Below are 19,091 nucleotides of genomic sequence, written 5' to 3' on the forward strand. Positions count from 1 at the left end.
GAGAGGCCGCCATGGGGCTTGAAGCATTCCTGCCGGTGGCCTTCGTCATCGGCTACCTGCTCGGCTCGATTCCGTTCGGCCTGGTTCTGACCAGGCTCGCCGGCACGCAGGATATCCGCTCGATCGGCTCCGGCAGCATCGGCGCCACCAATGTGCTGCGCACCGGGCGCAAGAGCCTTGCCGCCGGCACCCTGCTGCTCGACGCGCTCAAGGGCACCGCGGCCGTCGTGATCGCCGGCTATATCGCAGGTCCCAACGCCGCCATGGTGGCCGGGCTCGGCGCCTTCCTCGGCCATCTGTTCCCGGTCTGGCTCAAGTTTAAGGGCGGCAAGGGCGTCGCGACCTACATTGGCGTCCTGCTTGGCTTGTTCTGGCCCGGCATGGTGGTGTTCTGCCTGCTCTGGCTGGCGACCGCCTTCACCACCCGCTACTCCTCGCTGTCGGCACTGGTGGCGGCATTCATCACGCCGATATTCCTGTGGTGGTTCGGCCACCTTGCGCTCGCAGCATTGTTCGCGGTGCTGACGCTGCTGTTGTTCTACGCGCATCGCGAGAACATCAAGCGCCTGCAAGCCGGCAAGGAAAGCCGGATCGGAGAGAAGGCCTAAGTCGCATCAAGGCGAGCCAAGCCAGGGCATCTACGGATACCGAAACCCCTTCTCTGCATTATATCTCGAATCCTGTTCGCAACTCGTCGCCGACTCGCAAGGCGAGGTAGCGAACAGGTTCCGCGCCTGTCATCCTGACAGGCGAATGGCGTTACGCGGTTGCTCAGAATGGGCGAGACGAACGACGGCACGCACGAGGAGTCTGGCCCGCAGGGCACTGCGGCAAGCCGGTTGTTGTCGATGACCAATATCTGGTCCGATGCGCCCGCACCGCCGCCTGCGCCAGCGCCCGTTGCCGTGCCGCCGCCGGCGCCCTCACTTGCCCCCGTCGCGCCAGTTCCCGTCTCGGTCGAGCTCCGACCTGCGGCCGCCCCGGCCGCATCAGTGCAGGCGCGCCCGGCCCCATGGCCGCCGCGACGATTGTCGCTGGCGCTGCAGGGCGGCGGTACCTTTGCCGCCTTCACATGGGGCGTGCTGGAGCGGCTGCTGGAAGAGCCGATCGAGATCGACGCCATCAGCGGCGCCAGCGCCGGCGCCATCAATGCGCTGCTGCTCGCCTCCGGCCTCGCGGAGGGCGGCCGCGAAGCGGCCCGGTTACGGCTGAACCGGTTCTGGCTCCGCCTGATGCACGAGGCCTCGTTCCGCTCGCTGATGCTGCTCGGCGGCTTCTCGCCGGCGGGAAGCTCGGTCGCATTCGGTCCGACGCTGCGCTCGGGCCAGTTCGATCCGTTCGATCTCGATCCGCTGCGGCTGGCGCTGTCGCGCGACATTAATTTTACGGTGCTGCAAGATCCAAGAGCACCAAAGCTGCTGATTGCGGCGACGCGGATCCGCGACGGCCAGCAGCAGATCTTCCGCAACGACGCCATCACCGCCGACGTTGCGCTGGCCTCGACCTGCCCGCCCCTGGTTCATTGCGCCGTCGAGATCGACGGCGAGGCCTATTGGGACGGTGGCTTCGGCGGCAATCCGCCTTTGCTGCGGCTGGCGCAGGAGACGACGACGGCCGACGTCCTGCTGGTCCAGGTCACCCCGGCGCGCGACAGCTACGTGCCCATCACCCTCGCCGCGATCGACCGCCGGCTCGACCAGATCGCGGCCAACGCCGCCCTCAATGCCGAGATCGCGGCACTCGCATGGGCACAGTCGCACGCAGCCACTTCGCTGCGGCTCACCCGGATCGCGGCGGAAGACTCCGTCGACGGCCTGGCGCAGCGCTCATCGACCGATCTCGGCCGCGGCTTCATCCGGCTGCTGCACCGGAGCGGTCGCGCGGCCGCCGAGCGCTGGCTCGGGCAGGATGCAAAGGCCGGCGCAGCGCCTTCGGCATCCGCACAGGCTCTCACTGCCTCCGAAGCTGCGCTAACCTGACCTCGCCAGCGCCTGCTCGAGGAACCACGCCGTCGCGAGCGCGCGCGCGTCGTTGCCGAAACGTGCGATCACCTGCACGCCAACAGGCAGGCCGCCGACTTTCAGCACCGGCACGTTGACGCAAGGATTGCCCATCAGCGTCCAGAGCCGGTTGTAACGGGGATCGCCTGTGGTCGCGAGCTCCTTGGCCGGCGCGGTGCCCGGCGCCGAATAGGTCAAGAGCACGTCGACACCCTCGAACACTTCGCCGAGCTCGCGGCGGCCGCGGCGGCTGATCCGGCGCGCCTCGTCATATTCCCTAGGCGTCAGATGGGCCGTCGCATCGAGGCTGGCCCGCAGCATCGGCGCAATCTCGTCGTGACGCTCCGAAAACTCCCAGGCCAGCGCGCGATGCGCCTCGAAATCCTGGACGATGGGGTGGATGCGCCAGGCCTCCTGCACCGCCTCGGGCAGATCGATGGCCTGCACGCTGGCGCCGGCGCGGTCCGCTGCCTTGATCGCGGCCAGCAACCCCTCTTCCGCCGCCGGCTCCACGCTGCCTGCGAATTCCTGCCTGACCACGCCGATGCGCGGCGCCTTCGCCGGAACGATGCCGGAAAACTCGGTGCGGCCCGTCATTGCGAGGAGTCCGCGCGCGAGATCCTCCGCGCGGGCGCCGAACAGGCCGACCGTGTCGAGCGCCCACGAATAGCACTTCACGCCGACCGTCGGCAGCATGCGGAACGAGGGCTTGATCGCAGCGGTCCCGCAATAGGCCGCCGGCCGGATCACCGAGCCGCCGGTCTGAGTGCCCAGCGCCAGCGGGATCATGCCGGCGCCGACCGCTGCCGCCGAGCCCGCGGACGAGCCGCCCGGCGAATGGCCGAGATTGTGCGGATTGAGCGTCGGCGTCGGATCGCGCGAGGCGAACGCCGTGGTCGTGGTCTTGCCGATGATGGTGGCCCCCGCCCGCTTCAGCATCGTCACGACCGGCGCATCGGCGCGCGGCTGCCAGCCGCGATAGATCTCCGAGCCCATCTCGGTCGGCATGTTGGCGGTGTCGATGATGTCCTTGATGCCGACCGCGATGCCGCGCAGCGGCCCGGAGCCTTGCGCCTTCGCCGACTTGTCGTGGCGGACGAAGGCGTGGACGTCCTTCTCCCTGGCCTCGATCGCCGCGTGCGATTGGGCAATGGCGGCATCGGGCGACAACTCGCCGGCTTCAATGCGGCGCTGGAGGTCGGCGAGTGAGATCATGGCAACATCCTTCTTATTGGCCTCGCTTTTAGCATCGGGCCGAGGCCGTGCAAGCGCACGTCGCTGTTGCGTAACGCCCTCAGGTTGTTCCATGCTGCGCCTGCAAGGAGACGCCGTGGACGCCATCAATCCGAGCGTGGAGCTGACCGAGGCCGATCGGATCGACCGTCTGCGGCTGATCCGCTCCGACAATGTCGGGCCGCGCACCTTCCGGTCATTGGTCGACCATTTCGGCACCGCGCGCGCCGCGCTGGAGCGGCTGCCCGATCTGGCGCGCCGCGGCGGTGCGCAGCGATCGGGCCGCATCTGCAGCGCCGATGAAGCCAAGACCGAGCTGGCCGCAAGCCGCAAATTCGGCATCGCCTGGCGCGCGCCCGGCGAGGACGGCTATCCGGCCCGGCTGGCGATGATCGACGATGCCCCGCCGCTGCTCGCCGTGCGCGGCGACACCAAGACCCTGATGCGGCCGATGATCGCCATCGTCGGCTCGCGCAACGCCTCCGGCGCCGGGCTGAAATTCGCGGGCCTGCTCGCGCGCGAGCTTGGCGAAGCCGGCTTCGTCGTCATCTCCGGGCTCGCGCGCGGCGTCGACCAGGCCGCGCATCGCGCAAGTGTCGAGAGCGGCACCGTCGCCGTCCTGGCCGGCGGCCATGATTGCATCTATCCGCCCGAGCATGGCGATCTGCTCGCGGCGATGCTCGATCACGAAGGCGCGGCGATCTCCGAGATGCCGCTCGGCCATGAGCCGCGTGCCCGCGACTTCCCACGCCGCAACCGGCTGATCTCGGGCGCTTCGCTCGGCGTCGTCGTGGTGGAGGCGGCGCACCGCTCGGGCTCGCTGATCACCGCGCGCATGGCGGCCGAACAGGGCCGCGAGGTGTTCGCCGTGCCGGGCTCCCCGCTCGATCCGCGCGCCGCCGGCGCCAACGACCTGATCAAGCAGGGCGCGACCCTCGTCACCGAAGCCGCCGACGTCATCAACGCGGTGCAGCCGATCATGGAGCGGCCGTTGATGATTTCTGCGGGCGAGCCCGACAGCGAGACGTTCGAGCGCGATCCGCAAGGCCACGACCGCGACCAGATCACCGCCCTGCTCGGCCCGGCGCCTGTTTCGATCGACGATCTCGTGCGGATGTCCGGCGCCTCGCCCGCGATCGTGCGCACGGTGCTGCTGGAGCCTCGAGCTCGCCGGAAAGCTCGAACGCCACGGCGGCGGGTTGGTATCGCTGCTGTAGAGCCGTGCCTCGAACTCCCATTCACGGCGGGCACGTCATTCCGGGGCGCGACGAAGTCGCGAGCCCGGAATCCATTCATCCATCTACGCCGGGGGCAAATGGATTCCGGGCTCCCTCGCTCCGCTCGGCCCCCGGAATGACCGCGAAAATCGTCGGATGCGCTAGCCGTTGTTGCGCCGGTCGAACTGCGTACGTGCAGCCTCGATCTGCGTCAGGTGGTCCATCGCCCACTGCCCTAGCGCCTTCACCGGCGCCTGAAGCCCACGGCCGAGCTCGGTCAGCTCATAGTCGACGCGCGGCGGAATGGTCGGAAAGATCGTGCGCTTGACGAGACCGTCGCGCTCCAGCCCGCGCAGAGTGAGGGTCAGCATTCGCTGCGAAATGCCGTTGATCATGCGCTTCAGCTCGTTGAAGCGCCTGGGTCCGTCGCTCAGCATCATGATGACGAACACGCTCCATTTGTCGCCCACACGCGACAGGACCGAGGCCACGCCGCGACAATCGGCATGGTCGGGATCGGGCCGTGGCGGAGCAGGCAAATCGGCGTGCGTCGGTTTCAACAATGTGCCCATGGCTCAAAAAAGTGCGTCCTTGCGGGGATTTCGACAGTCACTCATGTAGTTCGAGTTACAAATCTATACCATGGGTGACCCCAGATGAAACTGCTCCATATCGACTCCAGCGTCCTCGGCCCGCACTCCGTCTCGAGGCAGGTCTCCGCTGCCATCGTCGACCGTCTCAAGCAGGCCACGCCCTCGCTCGAAGTGGCCTATCGCGACCTGACTGAGACGCCGCTTGCCCACCTCTCCGGCTCGCATCTGGCCGCCGCGCAAGGCGCGCCCGCCTCGGCGGAACTCGAACCCGACCTTGCCGCAGGCGCGGCCGCGCTCGACGAGTTCCTTTCTGCCGACGTCGTCGTGATCGGCGCGCCCATGTACAATTTCACCATCCCGAGCCAGCTCAAGGCATGGATCGACCGTATCCTGGTGGCGGGGAAGACATTTAAATATGGCGCCGCGGGGCCGAGGGCCTTGCCGGCGGCAAGCGCGTGATCGTGACGATCTCGCGCGGAGGCTATTACGGCGCGGACATGCCGACGGCCGCCGGCGAGCATCTTGAAACTTATCTGCGCTGGGTGTTCGCCTTCATCGGCATCAGCAATCCCGAATTCATCCTCGCCGACGGCATCCAGGTCGGGCCAGACCACCGCGAAAAGGCGATCGCTGGAGCGCTCCAGTCGGCAACGAGCCTGCGCGCGGCATAGCACTCGCGATGTCGGAACCGTCCGGCGCAGCAGATGTCCCGCGCCGGACGGAATTGAGTAGTGCAACCATCAGCCCAGGTAGATCGGGGCGCCGCTTGGAGAGGCCACTGCGCCGCCGTCGACGAAGATCTCCTGGCCCTGCACGTGCGCGGCATCGTCGGAGGCGAGAAACAGAACCGTCTTCGCAACGTGATCGGTCTCGCCGATGCGCCCGAGCGGCGTCGACAGCGCGATCCGCTTCTCGAACGCCCGCTCGGCTTCCGGCGTCGCGGTCGCAGCCCCCCAGATCGGCGTGCGGATCGCGCCGGGTGCCACGACGTTGACGCGAATGCCGCGCGGCGACAGCTCCGAGGCCATGATCCGCGCCATCGCCCGCACGCCGGCCTTCGCGGCGCCGTAGGCGGAGTAGCCGGGAATGCCGAGCACCGAGATCACCGAGCCGTTGAGGACGATCGAGGCGTTGTCGTTGAGATAGGGCAGTGCCGACTGCACCGTGAAGAACACGCCGGTCAGGTTGGTGCTGATGACCTTCTCGAACACGTCAAGCGCGGTCGAACCCAGCGGCGTGCCGCCGGCGATGCCGGCATTGGCGAACACGATGTCGAACTTGCCGAATTTCTCGGCGCCCTGCCTGATCGCCGCTTCCGTCGCGGCGATGTCGGTGGCATCGGCGGCGAGCGCGAGCGCGTTCGGCCCGAGCTCTTTCGCGGCCGCTTCCAGCGTCTCCTTGTTGCGCCCGGTGATCACCACCTTGGCGCCTTCGGCCACGAACAGTCTTGCTGTCGCAAGGCCGATGCCGCTATTGCCGCCGGTGATCAGGGCCGTCTTGTTCGTCAGTCTCACGCTCGCCTCCAGTGGTTGCATCATAAAACTAGATTGCCATCTAGGGCGCATGGTTTTATGATGCAACCACACAAGCGCGTGATCGGCGCTCGCATCGTGCGAACGCGGCAGGATCGGAACGATGGTGAAACGAACGAGCTTCGAGGGCGATTCATGCCCGATCGCACGCTCATTGGAGGCGATCGGCGATTGGTGGTCGCTGCTGATCATCCGCGAGGCGCTGTTCGGCCTGCGCCGCTTCGGCGAGTTTCAGAACAAGCTCGGCATGGCCAAGAACATCCTGTCGGCCCGCCTGCGATCGCTGATCGATCACGGCATCCTGGCCACCGCCCCCGCCTCCGACGGCAGCGCGTATCAGGAATATGTGCTGACGCCGAAGGGCCGCGGCACCTTCCCGATCCTGGTGGCGCTGCGGCAATGGAGCGAGGAGTTCGACGATCACCCCGAGGAGATCGCGACCATCCTGGTCGATCGTGCCAAAGGCCGCCCGGTGAAGAAGCTGGAAATGCGCGCGGAGGATGGACGCCTGCTCAGTCCCGCCGACACCACGCTGAAGCCGCGGCCGGCGCGACGGCGGAGGTCGGCGTGACCGCGCCGGGAACGACACGAGGTCTCGTGCCCCGGACGCAGCGCAGCGTCCCCTTCGTCCCGGCTCTGCCCAGCAACGCCAAGAGCGTTGCCGCGCGTCCGGGACACGAGTGAGATGGCCGGCGCCGCTACGACAGCTTGCGCTTGCTCCGCAGCCGCAGATGCTCGTCGGCCTCGAGCTTGGTCATGCCCAGCAGATAATGCAGCACGGCGAGCTTGTGCTGCTCGGCGAGCTTGCGTAGCGCCCCGACCTGCTCGGCGATGAAGGCGACGGCCTCGTCCGCGCCGCCCTCTCCCGGTTCCTCGTGACGCGAGCCTCGCGGCGCGCCGACAGGGGCGCGCGCCCGTTTCTTCCCCGGCCTAGTCACCAGACCCCACCCGAATCCATGCCCCACGCGACATTACGCCGACATCGGCCGCAACTCCAAGGTGGTGTTTTGCAACTTTTTCGATATGAAACTTTTCCCATCCGGCGGCCCTTCGGCACCCGCCGATTTGACAGGGGCCGCCTCACCACCCATGTTCGGGTCGAAACGGCCGACCCGAATCCTTTCGTTTTCGGCCTCAAATTTTCCCGTAAGTTACTGGAACTACATGAATATCGTCATCGTGGAGTCGCCGGCGAAAGCCAAGACGATCAACAAATATTTGGGCTCGTCCTATGAGGTTCTGGCCTCGTTCGGCCATGTCCGCGACCTGCCCGCGAAGAACGGTTCCGTCGATCCCGATGCCAATTTCAAGATGATCTGGGAGGTCGACCCCAAGGCGGCCGGCCGGCTCAACGACATCGCCAGGTCCCTGAAGGGTGCCGACCGCCTGATTCTCGCCACCGACCCTGATCGCGAGGGTGAGGCCATCTCCTGGCACGTGCTGGAGGTGCTGAAGGAAAAGCGCGCGCTGAAGGATCAGAAGATCGAGCGGGTGGTGTTCAACGCCATCACCAAGCAGGCGGTCTCGGACGCCATGAAGCATCCGCGCCAGATCGACGGCGCGCTGGTCGACGCCTATATGGCGCGCCGTGCCCTCGACTACCTGGTCGGCTTCACCCTCTCCCCAGTGCTGTGGCGCAAGCTGCCCGGCGCCCGCTCGGCCGGCCGCGTGCAGTCGGTGGCGCTGCGCCTCGTCTGCGACCGCGAGCTCGAGATCGAGAAGTTCGTGGCGCGGGAATATTGGTCGCTGATCGCCACCCTGCTCACCCCGCGCGGCGATGCGTTCGAGGCCCGCCTCGTCGGCGCCGACGGCAAGAAGATCCAGCGCCTCGACATCGGCACCGGCGCGGAAGCTGAAGACTTCAAGAAGGCGCTGGAAGCGGCGACCTACGCCGTCACCGCGGTCGATGCCAAGCCGGCCCGGCGCAATCCGCAAGCGCCCTTCACCACCTCGACGCTGCAGCAGGAAGCCAGCCGCAAATACGGCTTTGCGCCGGCGCACACGATGCGGATCGCGCAGCGGCTCTATGAAGGCATCGACATCGGCGGCGAGACCACCGGACTCATTACTTATATGCGAACCGACGGCGTGCAGATCGATCCGTCCGCGATCACCCAGGCCCGCAAGGTGATCGGCGAGGATTACGGCAACGCCTATGTGCCGGATGCCCCGCGCCAGTACCAGGCCAAGGCCAAGAACGCGCAGGAAGCCCACGAGGCGATCCGCCCGACCGACATGTCGCGCCGCCCCGCGAGCATGAGCCGCAGGCTCGATGCCGATCAGGCGAAGCTCTATGAGCTGATCTGGAAGCGCACCATCGCGAGCCAGATGGAATCGGCCGAGCTCGAGGCGCACCACCGTCGACATCACGGCAAAGGCAGGCTCCCGCACGCTGGAGCTGCGTGCCACCGGCCAGGTCGTCAAGTTCGACGGCTTCCTCGCGCTCTACCAGGAAGGCCGCGACGACGAGGAGGATGAGGATTCGCGCCGCCTGCCCGCGATGAGCCCGAGCGACGCGCTGAAGCGGCAGTCGCTCTCCGTCACCCAGCACTTCACCGAGCCGCCGCCGCGCTTCTCCGAGGCCTCGCTGGTCAAGCGCATGGAAGAGCTCGGCATCGGCCGTCCCTCGACCTATGCCTCGATCCTGCAGGTCCTGAAGGACCGCGGCTACGTCAAGCTGGAGAAGAAGCGCCTGCACGGCGAGGACAAGGGCCGCGTCGTGATCGCGTTCCTGGAAAGCTTCTTCAGCCGCTACGTCGAGTACGACTTCACCGCGGGCCTCGAGGAGCAGCTCGACCGCATCTCCAACAACGAGATCTCCTGGCAGCAGGTGCTGAAGGATTTCTGGACCGGCTTCATCGGCGCCGTCGACGAGATCAAGGATCTGCGCGTGGCGCAGGTGCTCGACGTGCTCGACGAGATGCTGGGGCCGCACATCTATCCGCCCCGCGCCGACGGCGGCGACGTCCGCCAGTGCCCGAATTGCGGCACCGGCCGGCTCAATCTCAAGGCCGGCAAGTTCGGCGCCTTCGTCGGCTGCTCGAACTATCCGGAGTGCCGCTACACCCGCCAGCTCGCCGCCGATGGCGAGGCCAGCGCCGACCGTTCGCTCGGCCAGGATCCCGACACCGGGCGCGATGTCTGGGTCAAGGCCGGCCGGTTCGGCCCCTACATCCAGCTCGGCGAGCCGAAGGATTATGAGGAAGGCGAGAAGCCCAAGCGCGCCGGCATTCCGAAAGGCACCTCGCCTGCCGATGTCGATCTCGAACTCGCGCTGAAGCTGTTGTCGCTGCCGCGCGAGATCGGCAAGCATCCGGAGACCGGCCAGCCGATCACCGCCGGGCTCGGCCGCTTCGGACCGTTCGTCAAGCACGAGAAGACCTACGCCAGCCTCGAGGCCGGCGATGAGGTGTTCGACATCGGCCTCAACCGCGCGGTGACGCTGATCGCGGAGAAGGTGGCCAAGGGCCCGAGCCGGCGCTTCGGTGCCGATCCCGGCAAGGCGCTCGGCGACCATCCCGCTCTCGGCACCGTCACCGTGAAGAGCGGCCGTTACGGCGCCTATGTCACCGCCGGCGGCGTCAACGCGACGATCCCTGCCGAGTTCGAAAAGGACACCGTCACGCTCGCCCAGGCCATCGCCCTGATCGACGAGCGCGCGGCCAAAGGCGGCGGAAAGAGCGGCGGCAAGGCCAAAGCCAAGAAGGCGGCAAAGCCGGCCAAGGCCAGGAAGACTGCAGAAAAGGCCGCGGACGGCGGGGACACCCCGCCAAAGCCGAAGAAGCCGGCCGCAAAGAAAGCGGCCAAATCGAAAGCCGAATCCACCAGCAAGGCGCGCGCTGCCGTGCCGTCGACGGCAAAAACGTCGCCGACCAAGGCCGCCGCCGCCAAATTATCGACCAACAAGGCTCCGGCCAAGAAGAGTGCCGGCAAGACTTGAGATCAAGAATTAGAGGTTAAGTGAAACGCAAGAATGACCATGGCTTTCCCGACCGGCAAGCCATCGTCGCCTTCATCAAGGCAAATCATGGAAAGGCCGGAACCCGCGAAATCGCACGCGAGTTCGGCCTGAAGAACGCCGATCGCGCCGAGCTCAGGCGCATGCTGCGCGAGCTCGCCGACGACGGGATCGTCAAGAAGAAGCGCCACAAGGTGTCCGAGCCGGACGCGCTGCCACCCACGCTGCTCGCCGACATTACCGGACGCGACGCCGACGGCGAATTGATCGCCATCCCCGCCGAATGGGACGAGGTCGAAAGCGGCGAGCCGCCAAGGATCCTGATCGAGATGCCGCGCCGGCCCAGGCCCGGCACCGCCGCCGGCGTCGGCGACCGCGCGCTGTTGCGCGTCGAGCCGGCAGGCGAGGACGAAGGCCCGGCCTGGCGCGGCCGCATCATCAAGGTGATCGACAAGGCCAAGAGCCGCGTCCTCGGCGTATTCCGCGAGCTTCCCGAAGGTGGCGGGCGGCTCGTGCCCGTCGACAAGAAGTTCGCCGACCGCGAGCTGAACATCGCCAAGGCCGATAGCGCCGGCGCGCAGGACGGCGATCTCGTCAGCGTCGACATCGTCCGCTCGCGCGGCTTTGGGCTTGCCTCGGGCCGGGTCAAGGAGAAGCTCGGCTCGGTCAAGTCGGAGAAGGCGATCAGCCTGATCGCGATCTACGCCCACGACATCCCCTTGCAATTCTCCTCCGCCGCGGAGCGCGAGGCGGAAGCCGCCGAGCCCGCCAACCTGAAGGGCCGCGAGGACTGGCGCGACGTGCCGCTCGTCACCATCGATCCGCCGGATGCGAAGGATCATGATGACGCGGCGCATGCGCAGCCCGATGACGATCCCAACAACAAGGGCGGCTTCATCGTCAATGTCGCCATTGCCGATGTCAGCTTCTACGTGCGGCCCGGCTCGGCGCTCGACCGCGATGCGCTCGATCGCGGCAATTCGGTCTATTTCCCCGACCGCGTCGTGCCGATGCTGCCCGAGCGGATCTCCAACAATCTCTGCTCGCTGGTGCCGGGCGAGCCGCGCGGCGCGCTCGCGGTGCGCATGGTGCTCGGCCCCGACGGCCGCAAGCGCTCCCACAGCTTCCATCGCATCCTGATGCGCTCGGCGGCGAAGCTCAGCTATGCGCAGGCGCAGGCCGCGATCGATGGTCGGCCCGACGACACCACCGGCCCCCTGCTCGATCCAATCTTGAGACCGCTCTACGCCGCCTATGCCTGTGCCAAGCGCGCCCGTGACGAGCGCGATCCGCTCAATCTCGATTTGCCTGAGCGCAAGATCCTCTTGAAGAGCGACGGCACGGTCGACCGCGTCGTGGTGCCGGAGCGGCTCGACGCGCACAAGCTGATCGAGGAGTTCATGATCCTCGCCAACGTCGCGGCCGCGGAAATGCTGGAGAAGAAATCGCTCCCGCTGATCTACCGCGTGCACGACGAGCCGACGCTGGAGAAGGTCCACGCGCTCTCCGAGTTCCTGGAGACGCTCGACGTCCCCTTCACCAAGTCAGGCGCGCTGCGCCCGACGCTGTTCAACCGCGTGCTGGCCCAGCTTGAAGGCCACGATTATTACCCGCTGGTCAGCGAGGTGGTGCTGCGCGCCCAGGCGCAGGCAGAATATTCCTCGGAGAATTACGGTCACTTCGGCCTGAATTTGCGCCGCTACGCGCATTTCACCTCGCCGATCCGCCGCTACGCCGACCTCGTGGTGCACCGCGCACTGGTCCGCGCGCTGGGCCTCGGCGAAGGCGCCCTGCCCGACAGCGAGACGCCGGAAAGCTTGAGCGAGGTCGCCGCGCATATTTCGCTGACCGAGCGGCGCGCCATGAAAGCGGAGCGCGAGACCGTCGACCGCCTGATCGCGCATCACCTCGCCGACCGCATCGGCGCCAGCTTCCAGGGCCGCGTCTCCGGCGTCACCCGCGCCGGCCTGTTCGTGAAGCTCTCTGAGACCGGCGCCGACGGATTGATTCCGATCCGATCCCTCGGCACGGAATATTTCAACTATGACGAGAGCCGGCACGCGCTGGTCGGCACGCGCAGCGGCACCATGTACCAGCTCGGGGACGTCGTCGATGTCCGTCTGATCGAAGCCGCACCCATTGCGGGCGCGCTGCGCTTCGAGCTGCTGTCATCCTCCAGCGAGACCGCGCCACGCCAGCGCCGGCCGTTCGGCGCGCAGCGCAAATCCTCCAAGCCCTCTCCCGGACGCAGTCCGGAGAGAAAACGCAAGCCAGCGAAGCCGAAATCCGGCAAACCGGGCAAGGACAAGGGAAAGAGCAAGGGCAAAGGCAAGAAGGGCAAGGCATGGTAACGATGAGCACGGCCCCGAAAATCTGGACGCGCGAGACGGGTCTCGTCGAGAAGCGCGACCTCTTTGCGGCGATGCGGCGCGGCTTTCGCGGCCGCTGCCCGCGCTGCGGCGAGGGCAAGCTGTTCCGCGCTTTCCTGAAGACGGCAGACAATTGCGCCGCATGCGGTCTCGATTTCACGCCGCATCGCGCCGACGATCTGCCCGCCTATCTCGTCATCGTCATCGTCGGCCACATCGTGGTGCCGGCCGTTCTGTGGATCGAGACCAATTACACTACGCCGGTCTGGATCAGCTTCGCCGCCTATCTGCCCTTCACCTTCGTCGCCTCGCTTGCGCTGCTGCAGCCCGTCAAGGGAGCTGTGGTCGGCTTGCAATGGGCTCTGCGCATGCACGGGTTTGACGACAACCCTCCGGATGGTATTCCGCCGGTGTAGGCAGCATAAGCAAGAACAGTCTGGGTGAGGACATGACGGATATTGCGCACGTCGCGGAGAAGGCAAAGGTCCACGAGGAAAAGGAAGCCGACCACCATCCCTATTTCCGCCCGAAGGATGCCGCGACGCTGATCCTGGTCGATCGCAGCGGCGCCGTTCCGAAAGTGCTGGTCGGCAAGCGCCACGACAAGGTGGTGTTCATGCCCGGCAAGTTCGTCTTCCCCGGCGGGCGCGTCGACAAGGCCGATTATCGCGTGCCCTGTGCGGCGCCCATCACGCCCGAGCTGGAGGCCAATCTCGCCAAGGGCAGTCCGAAGACGCCGGCCTCGCGCGCGAAGTCACTCGCCATTGCCGCGATCCGCGAGGCCTGCGAGGAGACCGGTCTCTGTCTCGGTCGCAAGGCTGAGGTGAAGGCGAAGCTCGACGGCCCGTGGAAGCCGTTCGCCGATGCCGGCCTGCTGCCTGATCCGTCCAGCCTGTTCCTGATCGCGCGTGCGATCACCCCGCCCGGCCGCGTCAAGCGCTTCGACACGCGCTTCTTCACCGCGGATGCCTCGGCGATCGCGCACCGCGTCGACGGCGTGATCCATGCCGATGCCGAGCTGGTCGAGCTGGTCTGGGTCGAGCTCGGCTCGAAGCCGCTCGCCGACCTGCATCCGATGACGCGCAACGTGCTCAACGAGCTCGACAGCCGCCTTGCCACCGGCCCGCTCCGCCATGACGCGCCGGTGCCGTTCTTCCATTTCTACGGCGGCAGGATGCAGAAGGATATTTTGGGCTAGGTCTTATTCAGAGACGCTGTTCTCTCCTCCGTCATTCCGGGACGTCCGCAGCGCGAGCCCGGAATCCATTCATCCGCCCGGAATCCATTCATCCACCGTCTCTGCACTCCGATGGATTCCGGGCTCGCCGCTCCGCGGCGCCCCGGAATGACGTGCTGAGAGAGCATCGAAAAACAAAATAATCTTCCCGCCGCTGCCGATGGCGCGGCTCCCCGGCATGCCTATGTCTTTCCGAGCGTCACCAAGAACGGACACCGGGCGATGGCACAACGGCAACTCAAGCTTGGCGCGTTCATGCGCCCGATCAGCATCCACACCGGCGCCTGGCGCTATCCCGGGGCCTGGCCCGACGCCAATTTCAACTTCCCGCACATCAAGCAGCTGATCAGGAAGCTCGAGGCCGGCAAGTTCGACGCCTTCTTCATGGCCGATCACCTCGCCGTGCTGAACATGCCGATCGACGCGCTCAAGCGCAGCCACACCGTGACCTCGTTCGAGCCTTTCACGCTGCTATCGGCGCTCGCGGCCGTCACCGAGCGTATCGGCCTGATCGCAACCGGCTCGACCACCTTCGACGAGCCCTATCACGTCGCGCGGCGCTTCGCCTCGCTCGACCATCTCAGCGGCGGCCGCGCGGGGTGGAATATCGTCACCACGTCGAACCCGGACGCCGCGCTGAATTTCGGCCTTGACGACCACATGGAGCACGCCGAGCGCTACAAGCGCGCCCGCGAATTCTACGACGTCGTCACGGGCCTGTGGGATTCCTTTGCCGACGACGCTTTCGTGCGCGACGTCGAGAGCGGCCTGTTCTTCGATCCCGCCAAGATGCACACGCTCGACCATCACGGCAAATATCTGAAGGTGCGCGGCCCGCTCAACATCGCGCGCCCGGTGCAGGGCTGGCCCGTGATCGTGCAGGCCGGCGCCTCCGAAGACGGTAAGCAGCTCGCGGCCGAGACGGCGGAAGCCGTGTTCACCGGCGGCGGCAGCCTTGCGGACGGGCAGAAGCTCTATGCCGACATCAAGGGCCGCATGGAGAAGGTCGGCCGCGACCCCGAGCATCTGAAGATTCTTCCCGGCGCTTTCGTCGTGGTCGGCGACAGCGTCGACGAAGCCAGGGAGAAGCGCGCTTTGCTCGACAGCCGCGTGCATTACGACAGCGCCATCGCCTCACTCTCGGTCATTCTCGGCACCGACGCCTCCGGCTTCGATCCCGACGGGCCCCTGCCCGAGATCCCCGAGACCAATGCCAGCAAGAGCGGCTGCCAGCGCATGGTCGATCTCGCCAAGCGCGACAAGCTCACCGTGCGCCAGCTCGCCCAGCGCGTCGGCGGCTATGGCGGGCTCTCGTTTGTCGGCACCGCCAAGACCATCGCCGACCAGATGGAGGAATGGCTGGTCGGGCGCGGCTCCGACGGCTTCAACATCATGTTCCCGTTCCTGCCCGCCGGCCTCGACGATTTCGTCGACAAGGTGGTCCCGGAGCTGCAGCGGCGCGGGATTTTCCGCAGGGAGTATGAAGGGGCCACTTTGAGGGAGAATCTGGGCCTGCCGCGGCCGAAAAACCGCTTCTTCGAGGCCTGATCGGCCCGATTTGGGTGGTTTTCCAGGCCTAACTCCTTGACTTCCAGCCGTTTCTGGCTAGGTTGCCGGCCAACGCGGGCCGTTTGGCCGGCTCCAGATTCCCGATATTTCTGAGGTTCAGAACATGGCCAAAGCGGTCACCATCAAGGTCAAGCTCGTGTCCTCGGCCGACACCGGCTTCTACTACGTCGCCAAGAAGAATTCGCGCACCATGACCGACAAGCTGGTCAAGAAGAAGTACGATCCGGTCGCGCGCAAGCACGTCGAATTCCGCGAAGCCAAGATCAAGTAAGACCATCAAGTAATCGCGGTACACGCTGAAGTTTTTTGCGGGGCCCTTTTGGGCCCCGTTTTCGTTTCTGCGCGTGTCCCGGACGGGGGCAGCGCGGAGCGCTGCGCCTGAGAAGCCGTGACCCAGAAAGCAGCATGGCGCCCTGCCGAGATATGGGCCCCGGCGCTGCAGCGCATCGTCGAAGTGACGCTGCGCTGCGTCCGGGGCACGAGAGCTGGGATAGGCAACCCGGCCTCGCCCGGCTCGCTATCTCACCGCAAACGGCGCCTGATAGGGCCGACCGAAGGGGACTCCATTGATCACGGTCTGGACCGGCTTGAGATGGGCCTTGCCGTCCCTCTTGTTGTTGCGGGTGTCGACGAAGCTGACCGGCCCCTCCGCCAGCTCCATGATGGCGACGTCGCCGGGCGCACCGACTTGCAGCGTGCCGATCTTCGGCGCGCGATCGATGATCTTCGCCGGAGCCATGGTGGCCATCGCGACCACCTGCTCCAGCGTGAAGCCGAGCGTCATGAACTTGCTCATCACATTGGGCAGGAACGGAATGCCCGGCGAATTGCCGGAGAAGACGTGGATATCGGAGGAGATGGTGTCCGGCGCGCAGCCACCGGCGATCGCAACCTCCGCCACGGTGAAATCGAAGCTGCCGCCGCCATGACCAACGTCGAACATGACACCGCGCTGCTTGGCAGCGAGCGCCGCGGGCAGCAGCTTGCCGTCCTGAACGATGTTGGTGAAGACGTTGGACATGTTCGGGGCGCCTGAATAGGCGTGCGTCAGCACGTCGCCCGGCCGGAGCAAGTCGAGGATCGCAGACATCAGCTCCTTGGTTTCGACGCCGCCGATATGCACCATCATCTTCGCCGGCCAGCCGCACATCTCGCACGCCTGGATGGCGCGCTTCAGCGGCTCGAGCCCGTGCTTGTAAATCACGTTCTCCGACATCCGCACTTTGACCCCGAGCAGGAAATCGCGGTTCTCGGCGAGTGCCATTGCGCAGGCTTCGGTCTGGGCGACGTCGATATTGTACAGCTCGGCGGCCGGGAACGCCGACAAGCCGTTATTGGCGATGTGGACGAAGGCGTACATCCGAGCCCGCGTCTGGGCCACGATGAAGCGGCGTAGCGCCGCCAGATTGTTGACCCCGGCATCGCCCGCCGAGACGACGGTCGACGTCGCCTGGAATTGCACGAGCTCGTCGGCGGGAATCCCGATCGCCGAGCCGTAGGGGTAGACGTGACTATGCAGATCGATGAGGCCTGGCATCACCAGCTTGCCCGAGGCGTCGATGCTCTTCAGCGCGCGCTCGGCCGGGATCGCCTCCTGCACCGTTTCGATCATGCCCCAGCGGATGCCGATATCGCGCCTGGCGCGCAGCGACTGGCTGGGGTCGAGCACCTCGCCGCCGCGGATCACCAGATCGTATTTGTCGTTCGGCCCCATCGCGGCCCGCACTGGCGCAGCGAGGCCGAGGGCGGCGGCGGAGGTCGAAAGTGCCAGGAAATCGCGGCGTGACAACGCGGACATGACGGTCCCCCCTTTGTTGTTGTTTGTGGCTTCGACGAGCAGCGCAGCCTCCGGCGCCAACGCAGGCATCTGAACCGATTGGCGCTGGAGTCACATCGCCCGCAGAGACCGATCCTATGACCGCATGCGCGCGCTGAGGAGCGGCGAAATTTTCCGGAACCCATGAACCTTGCGTGACCGGCGTCGACTAAAGCGGTCGCATCCGCGGGGCCGGCTGGGTCATGAGGATTGCCGGCCGGAAGCAAAATGCGTGAGATGCGACGGAGTGGACGTTCATGGTCCCCTACCCTCACGCTGTCCGCAGCACCGGCGCCGGCGGCTGCGAGGGTCTGACCAGCGCGAACGCCACCTGCACGATGCCGCCGGCAAGGCCGAGCGCGACGCCGATGCGCCAGGCCATGGTGTAGGAGCCAAGCGCGTCGTAGAGCAGCCCACCGCCATAGGCGCCGAGGAAGCTGCCGATCTGGTGGCTCATGAAGGCGAGGCCCTGGATCATCGCCTGCCAGCGCAGGCCGAACATCTCGGCGACCGCGCCCGCGACCAGCGGGCCGACGCCCATCCACAGGAAGCCCATGATCGCGCCGAACAGCAGCGTCGAGAACGGCGTCGCCGGCAGCGTGAAGTACCAGGCGAGCGCCAGCGAGCGCAGGATGTAGATGCCGCCGAGCAGCGCCAGCTTGTTCCAGCGCTGGCCGGCCCAGCCGAAGAACAGCGAGCCCAGCACGTTGAAGCCGCCGATCATGCCGAGCGTCTGCGCGCTCAGCATCGGATCGAGGCCGCAGATCGCCAGATAGGACGGCAGGTGCGTGGTGAGGAACACCAGCTGCATGCCGCAGACCAGATAGGCGCAGGTCATCACCACGAAGGAGGCGTTGCCGAACGCCGCCTTCGTCGCCGCCGCCGCGGTCGCATCGACGATCTCGTCGGCGGCGGGCTTGGGCAGCGGGACCTGATCGACGCGGCCGGCGTACCACGCCGCCGGGATCATCAGCACGGACATGACGACGAAGCCGGCAAGGCCGACGCGCCAGCCAAAACCCTCGTTGAGCATCTGCCCGATCGGCGCCGACAACAGCGCGCCGAGCGAGCCCGCGCCGGAGACGATGCCGAGCACGGTCGAGCGCACCGTGGCGGGCACCGCGCGTGCCGCTACCGACATCGCGATCGCGGCCGCGGTGCAGGCCAGCGACGTTCCGATCAGCACGCCGGCGCCGATCATGACGCTGACAAGCCCGTTCGCGGTCGCCATCAGCGCGAGCCCCGCGATATACATCAGCGCGCCCGCGATCATGATGGCACGGAAGCCGTAGCGCACCGTCATCGCGCCGGCGAGCGGCTGCAGGAAGCCCCAGGCGAGGTTCTGCACCGCCAGCGCCAGCGTGAAATCCGAGATCGAGATGTGGATGTCGCGCGTCAGCGGCTGCATGAAGATGCCGAGCGACTGCCGCAGCCCCATGCTCAGCGTCAGCATGATCGAGGCACCGATCAGGATCGGCAAGGTCGGACGCAGGACCTGCAGCAGGGGCATTCTTCTTCTCCCTTTTGGGCACGGCGCAGATGCCGCCGTCCGTTTTTGCCGCTGATT

Annotated in this window: 14 protein-coding genes and 3 pseudogenes; 11 read left to right on the forward strand and 6 right to left on the reverse strand. The window is 66.6% G+C overall.

From position 1 onward, the window contains the following. Nucleotides 1-11 precede the first annotated feature (11 nt). Together plsY and ACETMP_RS09060 are read left to right on the forward strand one after the other, a co-directional pair. Nucleotides 12-608 (forward strand): glycerol-3-phosphate 1-O-acyltransferase PlsY, encoded by a 597-nt coding sequence (gene plsY / locus ACETMP_RS09055; protein ID WP_375160662.1) that lies wholly within the window; start codon nucleotides 12-14, stop codon nucleotides 606-608. Nucleotides 609-776: 168 nt separating this feature from the next. After that, a complete protein-coding gene (locus tag ACETMP_RS09060) occupies nucleotides 777-1,979 on the forward strand; it encodes a patatin-like phospholipase family protein (RefSeq protein WP_375160663.1) in 1,203 nt (400 codons plus the stop codon). On the opposite strand, the gene ACETMP_RS09065 is transcribed toward ACETMP_RS09060, so the two are convergent. After that, a complete protein-coding gene (locus tag ACETMP_RS09065) occupies nucleotides 1,971-3,215 on the reverse strand; it encodes an amidase (RefSeq protein WP_375160664.1) in 1,245 nt (414 codons plus the stop codon). The two genes, ACETMP_RS09060 and ACETMP_RS09065, sit on opposite strands and share 9 nt — an antisense overlap. Before the next feature lie 91 nt (nucleotides 3,216-3,306). Between ACETMP_RS09065 and dprA the strand changes: the two are divergent. Further along, a pseudogene (dprA, locus tag ACETMP_RS09070) lies at nucleotides 3,307-4,450 on the forward strand (DNA-processing protein DprA). Between the two features lie 161 nt (nucleotides 4,451-4,611). Here the strand turns inward: dprA and ACETMP_RS09075 are convergent. Next, complete coding sequence (locus ACETMP_RS09075) at nucleotides 4,612-5,022, reverse strand: winged helix-turn-helix transcriptional regulator (protein ID WP_375160665.1); 411 nt, start codon at nucleotides 5,020-5,022, stop codon at nucleotides 4,612-4,614. A gap of 84 nt (nucleotides 5,023-5,106) precedes the next feature. Between ACETMP_RS09075 and ACETMP_RS09080 the strand changes: the two are divergent. After that, nucleotides 5,107-5,714: pseudogene (locus tag ACETMP_RS09080) on the forward strand (FMN-dependent NADH-azoreductase). A 69-nt stretch (nucleotides 5,715-5,783) separates the two neighbouring features. On the opposite strand, the gene ACETMP_RS09085 reads toward ACETMP_RS09080, so the two are convergent. Further along, on the reverse strand, nucleotides 5,784-6,557 hold the full coding sequence (locus ACETMP_RS09085) for an SDR family oxidoreductase (RefSeq protein ID WP_375160666.1): 774 nt from the start codon (nucleotides 6,555-6,557) through the stop codon (nucleotides 5,784-5,786). Nucleotides 6,558-6,678: 121 nt separating this feature from the next. Between ACETMP_RS09085 and ACETMP_RS09090 the strand changes: the two genes are divergently transcribed. After that, nucleotides 6,679-7,146 carry a winged helix-turn-helix transcriptional regulator gene (locus ACETMP_RS09090; RefSeq protein ID WP_375160667.1) on the forward strand — a complete coding sequence of 156 codons (468 nt, stop codon included), beginning with the start codon at nucleotides 6,679-6,681 and terminating at the stop codon, nucleotides 7,144-7,146. Nucleotides 7,147-7,273: 127 nt separating this feature from the next. On the opposite strand, the gene ACETMP_RS09095 is transcribed toward ACETMP_RS09090, so the two are convergent. Next, nucleotides 7,274-7,513 carry a hypothetical protein gene (locus ACETMP_RS09095; RefSeq protein WP_028135921.1) on the reverse strand — a complete coding sequence of 80 codons (240 nt, stop codon included), beginning with the start codon at nucleotides 7,511-7,513 and terminating at the stop codon, nucleotides 7,274-7,276. A 226-nt stretch (nucleotides 7,514-7,739) separates the two neighbouring features. Here ACETMP_RS09095 and topA point away from each other — a divergent pair. The 6 genes and pseudogenes from topA to rpmG all read left to right on the forward strand — a co-directional run bounded on the left by topA (nucleotide 7,740) and on the right by rpmG (nucleotide 15,979). Further along, nucleotides 7,740-10,515 (forward strand): annotated as a pseudogene (topA, locus tag ACETMP_RS09100) (type I DNA topoisomerase). Between the two features lie 20 nt (nucleotides 10,516-10,535). Beyond that, entirely contained in the window at nucleotides 10,536-12,884 is a 2,349-nt protein-coding gene (gene rnr / locus ACETMP_RS09105; protein WP_375160668.1) for a ribonuclease R, read from the forward strand. After that, nucleotides 12,878-13,318, forward strand: a complete 441-nt coding sequence (locus ACETMP_RS09110) for a DUF983 domain-containing protein (RefSeq protein ID WP_257195114.1) — start codon at nucleotides 12,878-12,880, stop codon at nucleotides 13,316-13,318. Before rnr ends, ACETMP_RS09110 begins: the two co-directional genes overlap by 7 nt. Nucleotides 13,319-13,350: 32 nt before the next feature. Further along, nucleotides 13,351-14,100, forward strand: coding sequence for an NUDIX hydrolase (locus ACETMP_RS09115; protein ID WP_375160669.1), 750 nt, complete (start codon nucleotides 13,351-13,353; stop codon nucleotides 14,098-14,100). A gap of 261 nt (nucleotides 14,101-14,361) precedes the next feature. Continuing rightward, nucleotides 14,362-15,687 (forward strand): LLM class flavin-dependent oxidoreductase, encoded by a 1,326-nt coding sequence (locus ACETMP_RS09120; RefSeq protein WP_375160670.1) that lies wholly within the window; start codon nucleotides 14,362-14,364, stop codon nucleotides 15,685-15,687. 124 nt (nucleotides 15,688-15,811) lie between these two features. Next, nucleotides 15,812-15,979, forward strand: coding sequence for a 50S ribosomal protein L33 (rpmG, locus tag ACETMP_RS09125; RefSeq protein ID WP_007603295.1), 168 nt, complete (start codon nucleotides 15,812-15,814; stop codon nucleotides 15,977-15,979). A gap of 246 nt (nucleotides 15,980-16,225) precedes the next feature. Here rpmG and ACETMP_RS09130 read toward each other — a convergent pair whose 3' ends face one another. Together ACETMP_RS09130 and ACETMP_RS09135 are read right to left on the reverse strand one after the other, a co-directional pair. Then, nucleotides 16,226-17,506 carry an amidohydrolase family protein gene (locus ACETMP_RS09130; protein ID WP_375160671.1) on the reverse strand — a complete coding sequence of 427 codons (1,281 nt, stop codon included), beginning with the start codon at nucleotides 17,504-17,506 and terminating at the stop codon, nucleotides 16,226-16,228. A 289-nt stretch (nucleotides 17,507-17,795) separates the two neighbouring features. Next, nucleotides 17,796-19,034 carry an MFS transporter gene (locus ACETMP_RS09135; protein WP_375160672.1) on the reverse strand — a complete coding sequence of 413 codons (1,239 nt, stop codon included), beginning with the start codon at nucleotides 19,032-19,034 and terminating at the stop codon, nucleotides 17,796-17,798. Nucleotides 19,035-19,091 lie beyond the last annotated feature (57 nt).

The sequence above is a fragment of the Bradyrhizobium dasycarpum genome, assembly GCF_042019905.1.
Lineage (GTDB): Bacteria > Pseudomonadota > Alphaproteobacteria > Rhizobiales > Xanthobacteraceae > Bradyrhizobium > Bradyrhizobium japonicum_B.